This window comes from Bryobacter aggregatus MPL3 (assembly GCF_000702445.1).
GTDB lineage: Bacteria > Acidobacteriota > Terriglobia > Bryobacterales > Bryobacteraceae > Bryobacter > Bryobacter aggregatus.
This window is the reverse complement of sequence record NZ_JNIF01000004.1, coordinates 381,126-400,745: the sequence shown is the minus strand read 5'-3', so window position 1 is coordinate 400,745 and position 19,620 is coordinate 381,126. Positions and strand designations below refer to the sequence as shown.

11 protein-coding genes are annotated in these 19,620 nt (G+C 56.3%); 10 read left to right on the top strand and 1 reads right to left on the bottom strand.

Annotated features, from left to right (window positions below):
* Positions 1-16 precede the first annotated feature (16 nt).
* Complete coding sequence (locus tag M017_RS0121390) at positions 17-1,153, top strand: SGNH/GDSL hydrolase family protein (RefSeq protein ID WP_155121551.1); 1,137 nt, start codon at positions 17-19, stop codon at positions 1,151-1,153.
* Positions 1,153-1,464 (top strand): tetratricopeptide repeat protein, encoded by a 312-nt coding sequence (locus M017_RS0121385; RefSeq protein ID WP_031500231.1) that lies wholly within the window; start codon positions 1,153-1,155, stop codon positions 1,462-1,464. Before M017_RS0121390 ends, M017_RS0121385 begins: the two co-directional genes overlap by 1 nt.
* On the opposite strand, the gene M017_RS0121380 is transcribed toward M017_RS0121385, so the two are convergent.
* Positions 1,461-1,901 carry a peptidylprolyl isomerase gene (locus tag M017_RS0121380; protein WP_238325997.1) on the bottom strand — a complete coding sequence of 147 codons (441 nt, stop codon included), beginning with the start codon at positions 1,899-1,901 and terminating at the stop codon, positions 1,461-1,463. The genes M017_RS0121385 and M017_RS0121380 overlap by 4 nt on opposite strands.
* Before the next feature lie 31 nt (positions 1,902-1,932).
* Here M017_RS0121380 and M017_RS0121375 point away from each other — a divergent pair, with 31 nt between their 5' ends.
* The 8 genes from M017_RS0121375 (at position 1,933) to M017_RS0121335 (ending at position 19,478) form a co-directional block, all read left to right on the top strand.
* Entirely contained in the window at positions 1,933-2,616 is a 684-nt protein-coding gene (locus M017_RS0121375) for a DNA alkylation repair protein (protein WP_031500229.1), read from the top strand.
* A 243-nt stretch (positions 2,617-2,859) separates the two neighbouring features.
* Entirely contained in the window at positions 2,860-3,972 is a 1,113-nt protein-coding gene (locus tag M017_RS0121365) for a response regulator (RefSeq protein ID WP_155121550.1), read from the top strand.
* A 114-nt stretch (positions 3,973-4,086) separates the two neighbouring features.
* Positions 4,087-5,397 (top strand): efflux RND transporter periplasmic adaptor subunit, encoded by a 1,311-nt coding sequence (locus M017_RS0121360; RefSeq protein ID WP_051670696.1) that lies wholly within the window; start codon positions 4,087-4,089, stop codon positions 5,395-5,397.
* Between the two features lie 5 nt (positions 5,398-5,402).
* Positions 5,403-8,543, top strand: a complete 3,141-nt coding sequence (locus tag M017_RS0121355) for an efflux RND transporter permease subunit (RefSeq protein ID WP_031500226.1) — start codon at positions 5,403-5,405, stop codon at positions 8,541-8,543.
* A complete protein-coding gene (locus tag M017_RS0121350; RefSeq protein WP_080508070.1) occupies positions 8,540-11,665 on the top strand; it encodes an efflux RND transporter permease subunit in 3,126 nt (1,041 codons plus the stop codon). The genes M017_RS0121355 and M017_RS0121350 overlap by 4 nt, the downstream gene beginning before the upstream one ends.
* Positions 11,666-11,698: 33 nt before the next feature.
* Positions 11,699-12,349: a hypothetical protein gene (locus M017_RS0121345; protein ID WP_031500224.1), complete on the top strand. Its 651-nt coding sequence runs from the start codon at positions 11,699-11,701 to the stop codon at positions 12,347-12,349.
* 1,027 nt (positions 12,350-13,376) lie between these two features.
* Positions 13,377-13,799: a hypothetical protein gene (locus M017_RS0121340; protein WP_155121549.1), complete on the top strand. Its 423-nt coding sequence runs from the start codon at positions 13,377-13,379 to the stop codon at positions 13,797-13,799.
* Between the two features lie 633 nt (positions 13,800-14,432).
* Entirely contained in the window at positions 14,433-19,478 is a 5,046-nt protein-coding gene (locus M017_RS0121335) for an RHS repeat-associated core domain-containing protein (protein ID WP_162180005.1), read from the top strand.
* Positions 19,479-19,620 lie beyond the last annotated feature (142 nt).

Here is a 19,620-nt window from a genome sequence, read left to right as displayed (position 1 = left end):
TGTAAAAATAGCACTCATGCGTCTCGCAACCGTGTTTCTTGTCGCGTCCTTCGCCTTAATGGCAGAGCAGGAAGCGGCAACAGAAACTCCGCTGCGTGTTTTATTCCTCGGCAATTCCTACACCTACGTAAACTCGCTGCCAGACATGGTGATGGCGCTGGCAAACTCGACACCCGGACGGAAAATCGAGGCGAAGAGCGTCACCCGCGGCGGCTCCACCTTAGCCGAGCTCTGGAGCCTGACCAACGGACTCGAGGTCCTGCGCTCCGGCACCTGGGACGAGGTCGTTCTGCAAGACCAGTCCACACTCGGCATCAACTACGCAAACGGAAAATGGATCGTCAATCAGCCTGGAGGACTCCTGCGCTGGAGCCGCTTTTGGAATACGGAAATCCAACGTAAAGGGGCCAGCCCGGTTCTCTATCTCACCTGGGCGCGCAAGGCTTATCCCGAGTTTCAAACCGCGCTGAATTACGCCTACTCAGAGGCAGCCCGGGAGTTGAACGCGACCATCGCACCCGCCGGCCTGGCCTGGAAGCGCATCCGTGAAACCCAGCCCCAGTTCGAACTCTTCGATCCGGACGGCTCACATCCCTCCCCCACCGGAACCTATCTGACGGCTTGCGTCTTCCTCGAAACACTCGTCAACCGAAGCTGTGAAGGCGCCACCCGCAACTTCGCCGGTCTCAAGTTAACTGAAGCCGACCAACATCTCTTGAGCGACGCCGCACACTATGCCGTGGAACAGGTCCGCGCCGGTTTTCTCGCGAATCTGCCCCGGCCAGACTACAGTTCTCTCAAACCCTTACCCGTCGGTAGCGGCAAACCGGAAGACTTCCAGGGAATCTGGCACGGCACAGCGATGGTTCATAATGCGGTACAGGAGATGGAATTAAACGTCTCTGTTGCCGGAAAAACCTGCAAAGGAAGCATCACCCTGAGTCAGGTGCGCAACCAGATCCGTCTCAGCTACCCGCTCAGCAACTGCACCATTGATGCTTCCACCCTGATTTTTATGACCAGCGATCCGCGGATGGCGGTGGAAGAGTACCGCGCCATACTGAGTGAAGGCAAGCTCGTCGGTACCCAGGCATTGCGTTCCATCGACCCTTATCTGCGCATGCACGGAACGTTTGAACTGCGGAAGGATTGATGACTGTCGATCAGAATTATTTAGAACAGGCCCAGGAGTGCATTGCCGCTGGCGACCTGGGAGATGCGATTCTTCTACTGGAAGAAGCAGTTGAGAAGGGCCATGAGTCGGTAGAAATCGCGAAATTACTAGCCCGCCTCAGCCTGCGCATCGATGAGGTGCGCGCCTTCCAAAACTGGTGCCACGAAGCGCTACGCATGGACCCGAAGGATATCGAAGTCCATCGCATGATGGAGGCCTATTTCCGCGAGAACGGCCGCGATTGGGAAGCAGACGAAGTGCGCGCCATCGCCGACGCCATCAAGACCTAAGGCGCCTCGACACGCCGGATCGAGCGAATCCGAATCGGCGGCCGGAGTGTTTGCCCCTGCACCGCCTGCTGCTGGATCTTGCGAATCACGTCAAGACCACGCAGCGTCAGCCCAAACGCCGCAAAGCCCTGGCCATCCGGATTCCGTTTGCCGCCAAAATCCAGTTCCGTTTGATCGCCAATGCAAAAGAAAAAATCGGAAGTAGCGCTATCCGGTCCCGAGCGCGCCATCGAGATCGTCCCGTTCACATGCTTCAGCCCGGTCGTGCGCGTGCGCTCCAAAGCAATCGGCGCAAATCCCCGCTTCTCCGCGGCAATCCCCGCTTGAATCACTTCGATCTTCACCGGACTCTGCGGCTGATTGTCCAGGCGCACACTCCGATGGAAGGCCCCGTCTGTATAGAGGCCCGCATCGACATAGCGAAGAAAGTTCTCCACCGTACGAGGCGCAGCCCAAGTCCGGCAGGCTCTGGCCGCACTCGGCACGGCGGAACGCGCGGTGCATGCCGCCTCTTATTTCAAAACCAGTCCCGGCCAGTATGGCGAGGGAGACATCTTCCTCGGCGTTTCTGTGCCGGCGCAACGCAAGATCGCACGCGAGGCCAAACACCTCTCCCAGGACCAGATTCAGGAACTGCTTGCCTCCCCCATCCACGAAGAACGCTTCACTGCCTTGCAGATTCTCGTTGCGCAATACCAGAAAGCCGATGCAGCACGGCGCCAGGAGATCTACGACTTTTACCTGTCGCAGACACGGGCGATCAACAACTGGGATCTCGTCGATAGTTCCGCCCGGGAGATCGTCGGGCAACATCTGCTGGTCCGGAGCCGCCAGCCGCTGTACCGGCTGGTCCGGTCGCGATCCTTATGGGAGCGCCGCATCGCGATTCTCGCCACTTTTGCGTTTCTACGGACTGGCGACACGGCCGACAGCTATGCGATTGCGGAGTTGCTGCTCGGCGATCCCGACGACCTGATCCATAAGGCCGTCGGCTGGATGCTGCGCGAGGCAGGAAAAACCTCTCAGCCTGCCCTGCTCCATTTTCTCGAGACCCACTACACCCGCATCCCACGCACGACATTGCGCTACGCCATCGAGAAACTTCCGGAAGAGCAGCGCAAGCGCATCCTCCAGGCAAAGACTAGGCACTAGTACCAGCTCAGTCTTCGCACAGTACCCTAGCTCACCCTCTCAGGCAAAAACCTTAGAGAAAATAAAAGGCAGCCATGGTGAGACAAGACCTCCGGATGATCCTCCACTTCACAAGATATTGGATTCATTATGGTTGGATGGCGCACGTCTTGCTCTGCACTCTGATTGCAGGCATCGAAGGATTCCTGCACAATCGCTGAAAGAGCTAAAGGCTCTAAGGTCTTCCGCCGATTAGTGGTTGGAATGGCTGAAATGATGGAAATCGACCGGCTGAAGCGTCAGTTCCTTGCGGCCTTGAATCATGAGGTGAGGACTCCGCTGAGCGGCATCCTCGGCATGACCAGCCTGCTCGAGCAATCGCCGTTATCGGGCGAACAGCGTGAGTATGTGAATCTCACCAAGGCCTGTGCGGAGGAACTCTACGCCGTTTTGTCCTCTACCCTGGAGTTCACCGCTCTGGCCGCCGGAGAAGCGTCCGTCATTTCGAGCGATTTTCTTCTCCATGAGGCCATTGAGGCACTATCGGCCCAGTGGCTAATCAAGGCCCGCCAAAAGGGGTTGAATTTTTACCTGCGGCTCTCCGATGAGGTTCCCGAGGCGGCCAAGGGAGACGAACTCCGCTTCCGCAAGCTTCTCCAGCACCTGCTGTCGAACGCCGTTAAGTTCACAGAAAAGGGAAGCGTCGAGCTACACGTGGATATCGCCCCGCATCCGACCGATTTGAAACGTTTCCTGCTCACCGCCAAGATCCAAGATACCGGCATTGGGATGAGCAACGAAGAGATCACCCGCATCTTCGAATCCTTTGAGCAACTGGAGAACGGTCTGTCGCGCCGCTATCCGGGCCTGGGGCTCGGAGTGAGCCTGGCGCAAGGACTGGCGAAAGTGCTCGGTGGCGACCTGAGCGTAGAAAGCACCCCCGGCAGAGGAAGTGTCTTTTCCTTCACAATTCCATTTGGACACTCCGAACTCGAGCCGACTTTCCAGATAACAGCCGAGAAAAATGTCCTCGTTGTCGATGACAATGAGGCAGCACGTAAAGTGGCCGAAGCCTATCTAAAACGGGGCGGATATCAGGTCACCCTGGCGGCTTCTGGCCCTGAAGCCCTAGAAATTGCCGCAAAAGAACGCTTCCAATTGGTCATCATGGACCTGCAAATGCCTGGAATGGACGGAATTGAAACCACAACGCATCTCCGCGACGTCGTAGGGTACGAAAAGACACCAGTGCTCGCCCTCACCGCCAATGCCGGTGACGAGTACCGCACCCTATGTATTTCCCACGGGATGCAAGGTTATCTTCCAAAACCGGTCGAAAGCGAAACATTACTCCGCACCATCCGCCAACTGTTGTAGGCGGACTTTCTCTCTCCCTTCTCGCGGTGATTCCTAGCGCCGATCACGGGCTATAGGTAACTTTGCCAACACATGCTAAGTCTTGCTAATTTAGGCATTTCCATTTCCATTCTCATGCGCCTCCCGTTCTCGACTCTCACCCTCGCCTCGACTGCCGCTCTGGCCCTTTTTCTGACTGCGTGCAACCAACAAGCCGCAACGACACCAGGGAAAGGAGCCGGTAAGAAAGGCGGCGACGTTCCAGTTGTCATCACCAAAGCGGTCACGAAGGATGTCCCCCTCGATCTCGACGTCATCGGCAATGTCGAGGCGAGCTCTACCGTTACGATCAAGCCCCAAGTCAGCGGCGAATTGAAGGCGGCGCTGTTTAAGGAGGGCGAATTTGTCACCGCCGGCAGCCCGCTGTTTGAGATCGACCGCCGCACGATCACGGCACAGCTCGATCAGGCGATTGCCAACCTCGCCCGCAGCGAGGCGCAGTTGCGCCAGGCAACGGCAACTCTGGCCAAGGACGTCGCACAGGCCGAATACCTGAATTCGGTCTCCAAGCGCAATGAAGAGCTGATGCGCGAAGGCATCGTGTCGAAGGAAGTCGGGGCGCAGGCGCAGTCCCAGGCACAGGCCCAGAAGGAAGCAACGGATGCGGATCGCGCGGCAATCGAGAGCTCGCGGGCCGACATTGCCGCGAATAAGGCCACGATTGACAATCTCAAGGTCCAGTTGAGCTTCACCACGATCAAGGCGCCGATCACCGGCCGCACCGGTACGCTGCTGGTCAAGCCAGGCAATATTGTCTCGGCGAACACCACCGAATTGGTGAGCATCGTCCAGATCCAACCGCTGAATGTGACCTTCGCCGTGCCGGAATCACAGTTTCAGAAGATTGCAAACCGCTTCGGAAAAGAGAAGATTCCGGTGACAGCGACCCCGCAGGATACAGCCACCAGTTCCCCAGACGCCCACCAGGGTGTCCTGATCTTCATCGAAAACACGGTAGACTCCACCACCGGCACCTTACGGCTCCGCGCCAGCTTCCCGAATCAGGATCGCAAGATGTGGCCGGGCCAGTTTGTCCGCGTGCGGATGCGCCTGGGCACGCTCGAGAATGCAGTCGTCGTCCCGAACCAGGCGATTCAAACGGGGCAGGACGGCAGCTATATCTATGTCGTCAAGGAAGATCGTACCGTCGAGAACCGTCCGGTGACCACGGGCCAGCGCAATGGCAATGAGATTGTCATCACCAAGGGCATCAATGCGGGAGAAACGATTGTGACCGAAGGACAGTTGCGCATTGCTCCCGGCCTGAAGGTCACCCCTCGCCCCGCAGCCGGTGGCGGCGGTGGACGCAAGGGCGAAGCCAAGGGTGCCGAAAACTCCGGTGGCGGCGAAAACAAAGGCGGCGGCCGTCCCAAGAAAGCTGAATAGCTCTCATGAATTTCTCAGCGATATTCATTAAGCGCCCTGTGGCCACCATCCTGCTGATGGTGGGCATCGGGCTCTTTGGCGTCATTGCGTATTTCGCCCTTCCGGTGAGCGACCTCCCCAACGTCGACTTCCCGACGATCAGCGTCTCGGCCAACCTTCCCGGCGCCGATCCGACGACAATGGCGTCTTCGGTGGCCACTCCACTCGAACGGCAATTCACCACCATCGCCGGTGTCGATTCCATGACCTCCTCGAATTCGCTGGGGTCCTCTAACATCACCATGCAGTTCGATCTCTCGCGCGAGATCGACGGCGCCGCAGTCGACGTACAGACGGCAATCAGCGCGGCGATGCCATTGCTGCCGCCGGGCATGCCTTCCCCGCCCTCCTTCCGCAAAGTGAATCCGAGCGATGGTCCGGTAATGTTCTTCGCGCTCACCTCGAACGCGATGCCGAAATGGCAGCTCGACGAAATTGCACAGACCGTGATCGGCCAACGCATCTCCTCGATCGATGGCGTGGCGCAAGTGAATGTCATGGGCTCGCAGAAGTTTGCCGTCCGGGTGCAGGTGGACCCGGAGAAGCTGGCCACTCGCGGCATCGGCATCAATGAAGTCGCCGACGCCATCCGGAACTGGAATGTCAATACTCCAACCGGTACCCTGTGGGGCCCGAATCGCGCTTACGCGATCCATACGAATGGACAACTCCATAACGCCGAAGCCTACAAGGACCTGATCGTCGCCTGGCGCAACAACGCACCGGTGCGCTTGGCCGACCTCGGCATTGTCCGTGACGGCAGCGAAGACGAGCGCACCATGGCGTGGAACTTCAACGCAGATAAGACCTTTGTCCAGGGCATCAATCTGATGGTGATGCGCCAGCCCGGCAGCAACATCATTCAGGTGAACGATGCAGTCCGGAAGGTGCTCCCCGAGATTCGCAAGCAACTGCCGCCCACGGTCGATCTGAGCATCCGCGCGGACCGCTCGAAGAACATCCGGGAGGCCTTTGCCGATATTGAGGTAACGCTGGTACTGACCCTCTTCCTGGTGATCCTGGTGATCTTCCTGTTTCTGCGGAAAGCCTCGGCGACAATCATCCCCAGCCTGGCTCTCCCGATTTCCCTGGTGGGCACCTTTGCAGTGATGTACATCCTCGATTACTCACTGGACAACTTATCGATGATGGCGATTATCCTGTCCGTCGGCTTTGTCGTCGACGATGCGATCGTCATGCTCGAAAACATCGTGCGGCACGTGGAGGCGGGAGAAAGCCCAATGGAAGCGGCCCTCAAGGGTTCGCGCGAGATCTGGTTCACGATCATCTCGATGACGGTCTCGCTTGCCGCCGTATTCATTCCGATTCTATTCATGGGTGGAGTGATGGGCCGGCTCTTCCGTGAGTTTGCCGTGACGATTACCGTAGCGGTGCTGATCTCCGGTTTTGTCTCCGTTACTCTCACGCCGATGCTGGCGAGCCGGATCCTGCGGCCTCATTCCCCGGAGCGGCCGAATCTGCTTTCCCGGATGGTGGAGGCTCCCCTGCTGCTGGCAACCCGGATGTACGAACTGAGCCTGACCTGGGTGGTGCGGCATCATCTGGTGATGGTGGTGGTCTTTATCGCGATGTTTGCCGCCACCTTCAAGTTGCTCGAAGTGGTGCCGAAAGGCTTCATTCCCGATGTGGACGCGGACCAGATCTCGATCAATACCGAGATGGCGCAAGGCACCAGCTACCAGGCGATGCGGGTGATTCAGGAAAAAGTGAATCAGGTGGTAGCCCAGGACCCGGACGTCGAAACGTTCTTGTCCAGCGTGGGCGGGGGCGGCCCGGGAGGTGGGGGCGGCGGCAATTCCGGCCGTCTCTTTGTCCAGTTGAAGCCGCTCAAGCAGCGCAAGGATTCTGCCGCGCAGATCGCGAACCGGCTGCGACCGAAGCTCGCCTCGATTGTGGGCGTTCGCGCCGTACCGACCCTTCCACCCGCCATCCGCATTGGAGGCCGGGGATCGAATTCCAGCTATCAGGTGACCCTGCAGGCAACCGATACGGCGCAACTGTATCGTGAAGGCCAACTCTTTGAACGCGAAGTCGCGAAGCTTCCAGCCGTGCTCGATATCAATAGCGATATCCAGATGCGGAGTCCGCGGGTGCGGATCGAGATCGACCGCGACAAAGCCGCCACCTACAATCTGGATGTACAAACAATCGAACAAGCCATCTACAACGGTTATGGCACCAGCTTTGCATCCACCATCTATGCGCCGAATAACCAGTACCGCGTGATGCTCGAAGTGACGCCGCGCTACCAGGCCTTTGCCGATATGCTCTCAAAGCTCTACTTGAAGTCGGGAGACGGACGGCTGATTCCGATTGAAGCGGTAACCCATCGTGTCGAGGATGCAGGTCCGCAGATGATCAATCATTCCGGCCAGCTCCCCAGCGTCACAGTTTCGTTCAACCTCAAGCCAGGCGTCGCCCTCGGTCAGGCGGTAGAAGAAATTACGACGCTGGCCCGCGAGAAGCTCCCTTCGAATATCAACATCAGTTTCGCTGGTACGGCGAAGGCCTTCCAGGATTCGCTCTCCAATATGACGACCTTGCTGGTCGTCGCCATCCTGGTGGTCTATATCGTCCTCGGTGTGCTCTATGAGAGCTTCATCCATCCGTTAACGATTCTTTCCGGACTGCCTTCGGCTGCCTTCGGAGCACTACTCACACTGCTGATCACAGGGGTGGAGTTGAATCTCTACGCCTTTGTCGGCCTCATCCTGTTGATTGGCCTGGTGAAGAAGAATGCGATCATGCAGATCGATTTCGCCCTGGCTGCCCAACGCAATGAGAACATGCCTGCGGCGCAGGCCATCTTTAAGGGTTGCATGACCCGCTTCCGTCCGATCATGATGACCACTGCCGCCTCGCTCTTGGGGGCGGTGCCCATTGCCACCGGCTACGGCGCTGGTGGAGAAGCCCGCAAGCCCCTCGGCATGGTGATCATAGGCGGCCTGATTTTTTCTCAGGCGATCACGCTGTATCTCACTCCCGTCGTCTACGTTTACCTCGATCACTTTCAAAATTTTCTCAGTGCGCGCAAGAAAGCCAAGCCTGGCATCGCGACGCCTACCCTTGGTGAAGCTCATTCATGAACGTCTCTAAAATCTTTATCGAACGGCCCATCGCGACCACGCTGCTGATGGTGGCCATTGGCCTCTTCGGTATCATTGCCTACCGTGCGCTGCCGGTCAGCGATCTTCCCAACGTCGACCTCCCCACCCTGCTCGTGACCGCGCAATTGCCGGGCGCGAGTCCGGAGACGATGGCATCCGCGGTCGCCACGCCCATGGAAGGCCAGTTCTCGACCATCGCCGGTCTTGCTTCGATGACCAGCACAAACACGCTCGGCTCGACGCAGATCACCCTCGAGTTTGAGTTGAACAAGAGTCTCGACTCGGCTGCTGTAGACGTTCAGGCGGCGATTACACAGTCCTCCCGCTTGCTGCCACCGGGCATGCCGACGCCGCCGACCTTCGCCAAGGTGAATCCCGCCGACCAGCCCATTCTTTACCTGGCGCTGTCTTCGGATTCGATGCCACTCTATACGCTGAATGAGTTTGCCGAGACCCGTGTGGCCCAGCGGATCTCGCAGGTGACCGGCGTCGCCCAAGTTGCGATTCTGGGTGCGCAGCGCTATGCGGTCCACGTGCAGATGGACCCTTATGCGATGGCCTCGCGACTCGTCGGCATCAATGAGGTGGAGACAGCCCTTAAGACCTGGAACGTCAATCTGCCCACCGGTACCATCAATGGCCCGCAACGCGCCTTCACCTTACAGGCGAGTGGCCAGTTGATGAACGCCGAAGCCTACAAGACGATCATCGTTGCCTATCGCAACGGTTCGCCGATTCGGCTCCAGGAGCTTGGCAATATTGTCGATGGCGTCGAAGATGAGCGCACCGCATCGTCGTTCTGCGATGAGAGCGGCTGCCGCCGGGCGATTGTTCTTGGCATCCAACGGCAGCCCGGCACGAACACGATCGCGGTGACCGATGCGATCAAGAAACTGCTCCCGCAATTCAAGGCAGATATCCCACCGTCGGTCGAGATGAAGATCTTCTATGACCGCTCGGATACGATCCGCGAATCTTATGCCGACGTGCAGTTCACCATGCTGCTCACACTGCTGCTGATCATCGCGGTGATCTATATCTTCCTGCGGAATTTCTCGGCAACCTTGATTCCGAGCCTGGCGCTTCCCTTCTCGATCGTCGGCACCTTTGCCGTGATGTACCTTTGCCACTATTCGCTCGACAACCTGTCGATGATGGCGCTGATTCTGGCCATCGGCTTTGTGGTTGATGACGCGATCGTCATGCTCGAGAACATTGTGCGGCACATGGAAATGGGCAAGCCGCCGATGCAGGCCGCGCTCGAAGGAGCCGCCGAGATTGGCTTCACAATTGTTTCGATGACGATTTCGCTCGCCGCCGTGTTTATTCCGATTCTGTTCATGGGCGGCGTGCTTGGCCGCCTGTTCCAGGAGTTCTCGGTCACGATCTGCGTCGCGATTCTCATTTCCGGCGTGGTCTCGGTGACGCTCACTCCGATGCTTTCGAGCCGCTTTCTCCGCGTCTCGCATCACAAGAGCAAGTTCTACCTGATTACTGAAAGAGCCTTCGATGCCTGGCTTGCCGGCTATGACCGCAGTCTGAAGTTTGTTCTGCGGCACCGGCCCGCCACCATGGTGTTCTCGCTGCTGATCCTGGTGGCCACCGGCTGGCTCTTTGTCGAAGTCCCGAAAGGTTTTATTCCCGATCAGGACACTGACCAGATGACCGTCATCACGGAAGCCCAAGAGGGAACCTCCTTCCAGCAGATGATGCTGTACCAGAACCAAATTGCCGAGATGCTCCGGGAAGACCCCGATGTCGAATCGCTGGTCTCCAATATCGGCGGCACGGCTTCCACTTCACTCGGGGGCAATAACTACGGTCAGATCGTGGTCCACTTGAAGCCACGGGCCGAGCGGCATCTGCTTGTGAACGACATCATTGCTCGCATTCGGCCCAAGCTCGCCCAGTACCCCGGGCTCAAGGCCTATCCGCAAAATCCCCCTGTCGTCCGCATCGGTGGACTTGTTTCGAAGAGTCTTTACCAGTACACACTTTATTCTCCGGATAAAGAGGCGCTCTATGCGGCGGCCGAGGACCTGACGAATGAACTGTCCAAGCTCCACACGCTCGAAGATGTGACGAGCGATCTGATGATTCGTTCCCCGCAAGTGAAGATCGAAGTGGATCGCGATAAGGCAGCGGCGATTCAGGTGAACGTGAATCAGATTGAGAACGCTCTTTATGACGCCTATGGCCCACGTTGGGCGTCGACGATCTACTCCCCGGTGAACGAGTACAAGGTGTTGCTCGAATTGATGCCGCAGTACCAGTCGGACCCGAAGCTGCTGTCGATGTTGTACTTCAAGGCGTCCAACAATAATCTGATTCCGCTGGAGGCGCTGGCCAAGGTGGAACTGGACAATGGTCCGCTGGCCATCAGCCACTATGGACAGTTGCCTGCGGTTACCGTGTCCTTCGGGATCAGGCCCGATGCGGCGCTGGGCGTCGCGCTCGATCAGGTGGCTAAGGTGGCGGCTGAAGTAGTGCCGGGCAGTGTATCGGCCAGCTTCCAGGGCGCCGCCGGCGCCTTCCAGGGCTCACTCGGGAATCTCTGGATTCTGCTCGCGGTTGCCATTGCGGTGGTCTACATTGTTCTCGGCATTCTATATGAGAGCTTCATCCACCCGATCACGATTCTCTCGGGGCTGCCCAGTGCCGGGTTTGGTGCGCTACTCACGCTCTACCTGTTCAAGATGGATCTGAGCATTTACGCCTTTGTCGGCTTGATCATGCTCATCGGCATCGTGAAAAAGAACGCGATTATGCAGATCGACTTCGCACTCGAGGCGGAGCGCGAGGGCATGAGTTCCGATGAGGCGATCTATCAGGGTTGCCTGGTCCGCTTCCGCCCGATCATGATGACGACCATGTGCGCGCTGCTCGGTGCGGTGCCCATCGCCATTGGCTATGGAGCTGGTGGCGAAGCGCGGCAGCCGCTCGGCCTTGTCGTTGTCGGCGGTCTGCTCTTCTCGCAGTTGGTCACGCTCTACCTGACCCCAGTGGTTTACACCTATCTGGCGAAGGTGGCCAAGAAGCCTGTGCACAATCAGAACGAAAAAGACAATCTGCCGAGCCAGCAGCCGGTTCCAGTCCACTAGAGGACTGGGCCGCATGATAAGGTCATACGAGGAATGCGAATCTCCTTTTTGTCACGACGCCGCGCGATTACCGTTGGCATTCTGTCCAGCCTAAGCCTATGCGCCCAGACGCCACCCAGCGAAGGCCAAGGCATCCCGCCGCGATCGGCTCCGGCCGATTATCAGGCCAAGGCAGTGGCAGGCAATGTCACGATTGCCGCTGACTTTGTGGCGCATGCGGTTCCGACGCCGCAGGGACCATTGACCACAGAGGATTTTGTGGTAGTGGAGGTTGCCTTCTACGGTCCGCCAGAAGCGCGGCTCAAGATTGCGGCAGAAGACTTCTCGATCCGGATCAACGGGAAGAAGATGCCGACGCCGAGTCAGCCCTATGGACTGGCCTTGAAGTCGTTGAAGGATCCTGAGTGGGTTCCTCCATCGACGGAAGAAAAGGGGTCAAAGGGCGGCATTAACACGGGTGGTAACCAGGGCGCGCCCAAACCCGATCCGCCGAAAATGCCCTTCCCGCTACGCCGGGCCATGGAACAACGCGCCCAGAAGGTGGCACTTCCGGAAGGGGACCGCGCGCTGCCCCAGGCTGGCCTGATCTTCTTTCCCTACCGAGGCAAGGATAGCTCCATCCGCAACATCGAACTGATCTATACCGGCGCCGCCGGCACCGCGACGCTGAGCTTCGAACAGTAAGCGTTCCATCTTCCGGCGCGGGGTGCTACTCACGCTTCGGCGTCAGCCTACTGGATTTAAGGATCATGTACGGATTCACGGCATTTTTACGGCCGAAAACGGCAGTCCATCCGATTGAAAATAATGGAGATCAGTCCTCCGTAGGTTCGTTCCTTCGTTTTTGATGTTTTCGGGTGATTTTCCCCTTTGGATGGACTGCCGTTCGGTGGCAGTAGTCTGTCTGTTTGACGATTCAATTGTCGAAGAGCTGCGCCGGAGTTGCTGATCACGGCCTGGATTGAGTATGCAGGAGTGGTGTACGGCTTCTGAGGGTCGCGCAGGGTTAAGTACCTTAGAATCAGCGAAAAATATTTTTGAAAATCTGTGACTGGAGTGTAGAAGGACTGGGATTCCAGGCTGGTATATCATCATCCTCAACCGCCGTTCCTCTCTTTGATGGCCTTCTTGATGTAATTAGGACAACAAAACGAACCGCTGTAATCGATCACAACGGGTTGGCGATACGCTTGGCATTCAGGATCAGCCTCATGGGGTCTTTGCAATTGACCGTGCAAGCATTCGAGACAGCCCCATCTGTCGCGATCCAAGTATGGATCGGCGTCCTCCGGCTGACGTCGTGCGTTGCCGGTTCTAGCAGTCCCCCTACGTCACCCCATCACACGGCAACTCCGAACAGTTCGTCTCCCCCCATTCCTCACGCTTCCATGGCAGATTGATCGCTGTGATTCACCAATGTACTTAGAATATTCTGTCCGCTGAGGAACGTCCCACAATCAGTAAGACGGTCCGTCCTGATCGAGGATTGAGAACTCCCAAATTGGCTCGCTGCGCATTTACTACTTTATTTTCCTGTATTCAGTTGTTAATTATGCAGCGGACGCTATCAAACATATACATAGCTTCATCACTGTAGCCTCCATTTTCATTGACTAGCATCTAGCGTACATCGATAATCATAAAAATGCGACGCACGAGCCTTTGCTGGCTTTTCCTTTTTTTGTTCACAACATTGCCAGGGCTTTCCCAGATGAGAAAGGTGCCTGTTGAATCGCTTGGGGAGCGAATTATCGTCATTGTCGAGTTAGTTGGGACAGGAAAAGCAGAGGATCCCATCAGGCCTAAGTACGCGCCTGTGCCTCCCTCGTCGAAGCAACTGCAGGCGGCGGAGATGAAGCTTCGGACTTTGTCCGAAGAAGAACGGGAAGTCGAAGCAAAGAAGACGATCACTGCGTTCGGCTGGGTGGCCGGCGATGACGGGAAGACTGCCATTGTGGAGTTTGTTGCCAATGACCGGCTCGCATTTGCGGAGATGCGGAAAGACCCTACGGTTCGAGTGATCGAAAAGCAGGCCATCGTTGAGGGGCGGCTCTCTTTGGAGCAGGCAAAGTCGGATCTGGTCAAGGTGAAGAAAGACTTTGACTGGTCTCAGTTGCGGGTGGCGGGGAACTAGAGCACGACCATGAAGATCAAACTTGCCCTCGCGCTTCTTGGCGCATCCCTCTCTCTTTTGGGTCAGTACTCGTACTGTGTTACCGACACAGCACCGATCAACAGCACGCTGTGGACCTATCGGTCTGGAGGGCTTGGCTATTCGCCCACTAGCTCTTGCCCGAGCGGCAATACAGAGGTGAAAGCAATCATCGGAACCGTTCCCACACTGAATGATCCAGGTCTATTCTATGCATCGATTACTCTCGGTTATAAAATGGTGTATCCAACGGGAAACTCCTCTGAGTTGGCCCCCTCCTATTATCGGCTCACAGCAATGAGTACAGCGAATCCGCCCCGTACTGCTATCACCACTTATCTCAACTTAGAAAAGTCCGTAAACAGCGCAACGACTTTTCTTGGTTCGTGGATCGTGACGAACCCAACGACGGGAATGACTTTTGCTGCTAGCTTTCGCGCTGCAGACTATAATGTCCCTGCTGGAACGAGGGGAATCAATATTGTATGGGGCGGGAGCACCTACTACGTAGATATTAATGATAATACTCCTGGACTTGGAGGATTCGACGCCCCGGATCCAAGTGTCCTTAGCTGGGTTGGACTAGGACCCACAGATTCCACCGCCCCCTCTGCGGTGAATGCGGCGACGATTGTTACCAGTTACAGCGCCGGTACTCTCAGTGTGCAGTGGGGTGCAGCCAGCGACAATGTGAATGGCATTGGGAGAGTGCGGTATGAGGTCTACAAGGGGTCCACCTATCTTGGCGAAACCGGCGGCACCACCTGGACCATGGCGGCAGGACCTGGTGAAGTTTTCAATGTTGGCATTAAGGCCTACGATGGCCATCGAAACTTTGCGAGCGTAACGACGAAGTCGGTCTCAATTGCGCCAAGTAACAGCGGGATCTGGGATGATTCCCGGCGTGTGGGTGTCCATGGGTTGGGTAGTTACTGGGGCGGCATGGGCGAGCAGATTGACACGCGCAGCATGAACCTGAACTTTTCCTTGCCTCTGCTGTCGGCGCGAGCCCGCAACGCTTCGGTTCCTGTAGGGATTTCTTATAATTCACAGAACTGGCGTTATGACGGCGCGGTGTGGCAGCCGGGAGGCGATGTTGGCTATGGGTTCGGATGGCGGTTGATGGTGGGAAGCATCTCTCCCGTGTGGGCGACTCCTACTTCCTTTTCTTATTATTTATTTACTGATGCTACTGGTGCAGAATACAAACTCGATGTCAACAATAGCGGGGTCTGGAGTTCCAAGGAAAGCGTTTATCTTTGGTATGACTCGAACGCGCAGAGGCTCTATTTCAAGAGCGGCGACTATTGGCAACTGGACAGCGTCAGCGGTGCGTCGGAACAAGATGCCGGCACTCGCTATCCCACGAAAATCTATGACCGTCATGGCAACTACGTCAAGATCCAGTACAAACCGCAGATCGGTGGCGGTACGGCAAACACCAGCGCCCGTATTGATTTCATCGATGATATTCGGTCCACCGCTCCCAATAGCTATCAGACCTATCGATTTACTTATAATAGCGATTCGATTCCGCATCTCACTGGGATCGCCAATACGATCTCTACGGGCGAGGCTTATACCTTTACTTACTCCGCCTCCGCTACCTTATATGAACCGTTCGGGAGTACCGCCAAGGGTTCTTTTGTCAAGCTTGCTTCATTGACGCAGAATGGTGTGAATCTGGCTCATAGCTTTGAATCGAATAGCTCCGGCGAATTGACGAAGGTGATTTATCCCTATGGTGGCGAACTACGCTGGAACTATGGAACACAGAATTTTGCGAGCTCGATGCGGATTCGTGTGGTGACGAGCCGGGACTTTCTGAAGGTGTCGGGTGCGACGCCGGTGAACTATCCCTTCACGCATCCGGGCGGAGATTCCAGCCTGAAGATGCATTCTCAGACAACGCTGAGTGACCCGGGCGGCGTGGGCAAGCGCATTTGGAGCTTTGCCACCAGCAACGACTTTAAGATTGGCTTGCAGACCGTTTATGAGGAGCAGGATAATTCCGGCGGAAGCTGGCTGACGAAATCGAAGAGCGAGTCAACTTGGGCGCAATCGGCAAGCTCGAACACCTATGTGAGCGAGAGCCTTTCTACTACGGATCAGGGCCAGACTTACCAGAAGCAATCAAAAACAACACAGACCATTGATGAGTATGGGAATCTAACCAATTCGACTCTTTACGGGTATAACAGCTTGTCGACTGCGATGCGCACCACTACCTGTGTTCGAGGCGGTGATCTCAACTATACAACGCGCTACTTGCGGAACTTGCCGGGCGGCTGTACCGTGACGGAGAATGGCGTAACAATCTATCCCCAGTCATTTGACGCCGATGGCTATTGGGGGAACGGATTTACGATGGCGGATCTTCCCTCCGGCTCCCGGCTTTGGGATGACCCTGGCCACCCTTATCGCGGATTGGTAACTCAATTCAACGACGGGTACACGCTTCGTTATGCATCGTATAACAAAGCGGGGCAGACGACTGGCGGGTCAGATAGTCAGGGATTCTCCCAGGCAATTACGTATGGTGGCAGCTCTGGAAGTGTTGTACCGACACAGATGACTCCGAACGGCAACAGCGCCTTGGGAACATCTCTCTCCTGGAATGGATTTCTCGGGCTGACGCAAACACAGAGCGGAAGCGGAACCACTGCTAGCTATGGGTATGATTCTTACGCTCGGCCCTCCGGGACGACGAGTCCGGACGGCGCTAGTACCACATTCTACTACTCGAACAGTCCGGCTTTCAGTACCGCGACAACGAACGGCCGCACGACTAAAACATACTATGACGGTGTGGGCCGGCCGATCAAAACTGAACTGTACGATGCCAGCGGAACAAAATCGATCGTGGAAACCGAGTATGACTCTTGTGCCTGTTCCCCAATGGGCAAGCTGAAGCGCAGTTCCTTGCCCTATGCGCCGGGCGGCACCGTCTACTGGACTACTTATACTTACGATGGATTGGGGCGAACCTTGAGTGTCGCGCAGCCGAACAACTCTGGTACGACGACTTATCTCTATGAAGGAAATACGGTGAAGGTGACGTCGCCGAGCGGGAAGTGGAAGAAGTATGAGATGGATGCGGTGGGCCGGATGACACTGGTGACGGAGCCGCGTCCGGGAAGCGGGACCTACACGACTAATTATAGCTATAACATTACCGGAAAGCTGACTGGAGTGAGTATGCCGCGCGATGGGGTCACGCAGACACGCAGCTTTACTTACGACACCACGACGCAGAGCCGCCTCCTCTCCGCGACGAATCCGGAGAATGGAACGGTCAGCTATGTCTATAATGCCGACGGAACCGCACAGTCCAAGACAGACGCGAAGGGAATCAAAAGTGAATTTGTCTATGACAGTTATAAGCGGGTGACACAAACGAAAAAGTCAACACAGAGTGGCGGAACATGGACTGAAGATCGCTGCCAGCGCGTTGATTATAAGTATGACGAGGGTGGCGGGGCGAACAATGGGCGCTTGACAAAGACCCGTTGGAGTTGGACGGTCGATGGAAGCAACAATGAAGTCGCTTGTCCCGTCTCAGCAACGGACACAACGCTTGTGGGTTTTGAGGAATCCTACACCTATAATACTGCCGGCAGAGTGATGGCAAAGACAGTTTCTTATACGAGAAAACCATGGAGCGGTGCTACCTATACGGCTAATCTCACCGCTAACTGGACCTATAACAATGAGGGTAAGATTACATCGATTGCTTATCCGGAGCATTATGAAAGTCAATTCTACGGACGGCGTCAAGTGCAGCATGGATTCGATACGCTTGGCAGGCTGAATGCGGTCGATACCAAGCTGGGAAATATTTGGGATAACAATCCTGCCTGGCAGTCGGTGGTGTCTGGGGTGAGCTACAACGCGTTTGGAGCGATCACTGCGCTGACACAGCTTGGGGTGAGTGAAACGCGGCAGTATAATGTGCTTGGACAGATGACGCGCATGACGAAGGGCAGCTCTATTGACGTGGAGTATCGGTTCAGTGCAACAGCGAACGATGGAAAGATTGTGTCGCAGAAGAACTGGCTGACGGGCGAGGATGTGACCTATCAATATGACGAGCTCGAAAGGCTCATCAGCGCGGCCACCACCAATAATACTTCGTGGGGTCTCTCGTTTTCTTATGACGGCTTCGGCAACCGACTGGCGCAGAGCGTGACGCAGGGAACGGGGCCGGTGAATACGGTGCTTGTGAACGGCAACACAAATCGAATTTCGTCCAGCGGCTACTCCTACGATGCGAATGGAAACATGACTCAGATGCCCAACGGTGGCGGGTCGATGACCATGAATTACGATTATTCGAACCGGCTGGCAACGGCAACTTATCCGAGCGGAAGCGAAGACTATAAGTATGCGCCGGACAATCGTAGAATCTGGCGCAGTAACGGGCGGACGAACTGTCAATCTGCAGATAATGACGGAAATATTCAGTCTGGAGGCGGTGAAGGACAGAGTGATCAGTTGATCTTCTATTCTCCTGGCGGGCAGAAGATGGGCGTGTATTGTGTGTCCTATGCATCGATTCCAAATATATTGGTGGTTACTGCCCATGAGGAGAACGTGTACTTTGGAGCGCGGCTGGTGGGGAAACGAATCTACCAGTATGGGGTGACGACGGTGAGTGCGTTCACTAGCGACCGACTGCAATCGAAGGGCAATGGGTCGGCCTTCTATCCTTATGGCGAGTCGAAGACCGGAGCAGCCGGGGACGATAAGGAGCAGTTTGCTACTTATACCAGGGATGCTGGGACGGGACTGGACTATGCGGATCAGCGCTGGTATGCGAGTGGGTTGGGGCGGTTTACGACAGTTGATCCTGGTACCTCCATCAGCTCTCACTCCGGTCGACCGGAGAGCTGGCATGGCTATTCTTATGCCTCAAATAACCCGGCCCTGCTTTACGATCCTAAGGGGTTACTATCCGAGGATCCCTGCGAAGGCGGCTACGATCTTTTGACGGATGTTGCCTATGGTTGCGCGTCTCACAATGGAGGGGCTTATTTCTGGTTTAGTTATGATCCCGTATTTACCGTTACGGGGACCGGAACTGCTCCAGTCGATCCAACCCCCAGCCCACAACCGGGTTATGAGCCTTCGTCATTTAATCCCGCCTTCTATGATCCTAGTCATACAGCACCGGTTCTACTCGCAGAGGATCCTGATCCTGGCAATGATGCGGCCCCAGATAATGGCAGGAACTGTTCAGCCGGTCCAGCCAGCGCAGGACAGTATGCTGCGGCGACTGCACAAGTAGCCGCGCTGACCGCACAATTTGCCTCTGGATTAGGGCCGACCAATCAAACCTTTGGCCCAGGTACTTCGATTTCAGCGGTGATGGGTCAATCGGCTGGCGTAACAGAAGCCCTGGGAGCATATATGTTCACTGGACAGACGAGCGGCCTCTACACGTTTGGGGCAAGCGGAGCTTATGTCGCGGGTGGGAATCCTGTGGCACAATTCATCGGCTCTTTCAGGTGGAGCATATCTGGGGGCGTTCTCTCGGTTACAAACACAACTAGCTTGAGGTCTTTGACCTACGATCACGGGCCACAATATCAGCGCAGGTCCTTCCCCGTGCCGGGAGGCAACATACGTCAGACGATCCAAATAGGTGTGACATGCCGCTGATCGTGAGACCGCGAGTCCAGTTGTTAATACTGACGCTGACAGCCTGCTTCTTAGGTGGGTGTACGAGCCAGCCTCCTGCTTCACGGCAGGTCTTGGTTGGCAGCTATGTCTACAAGTCCCAAGACCCGGGGGGTAAAGCGTC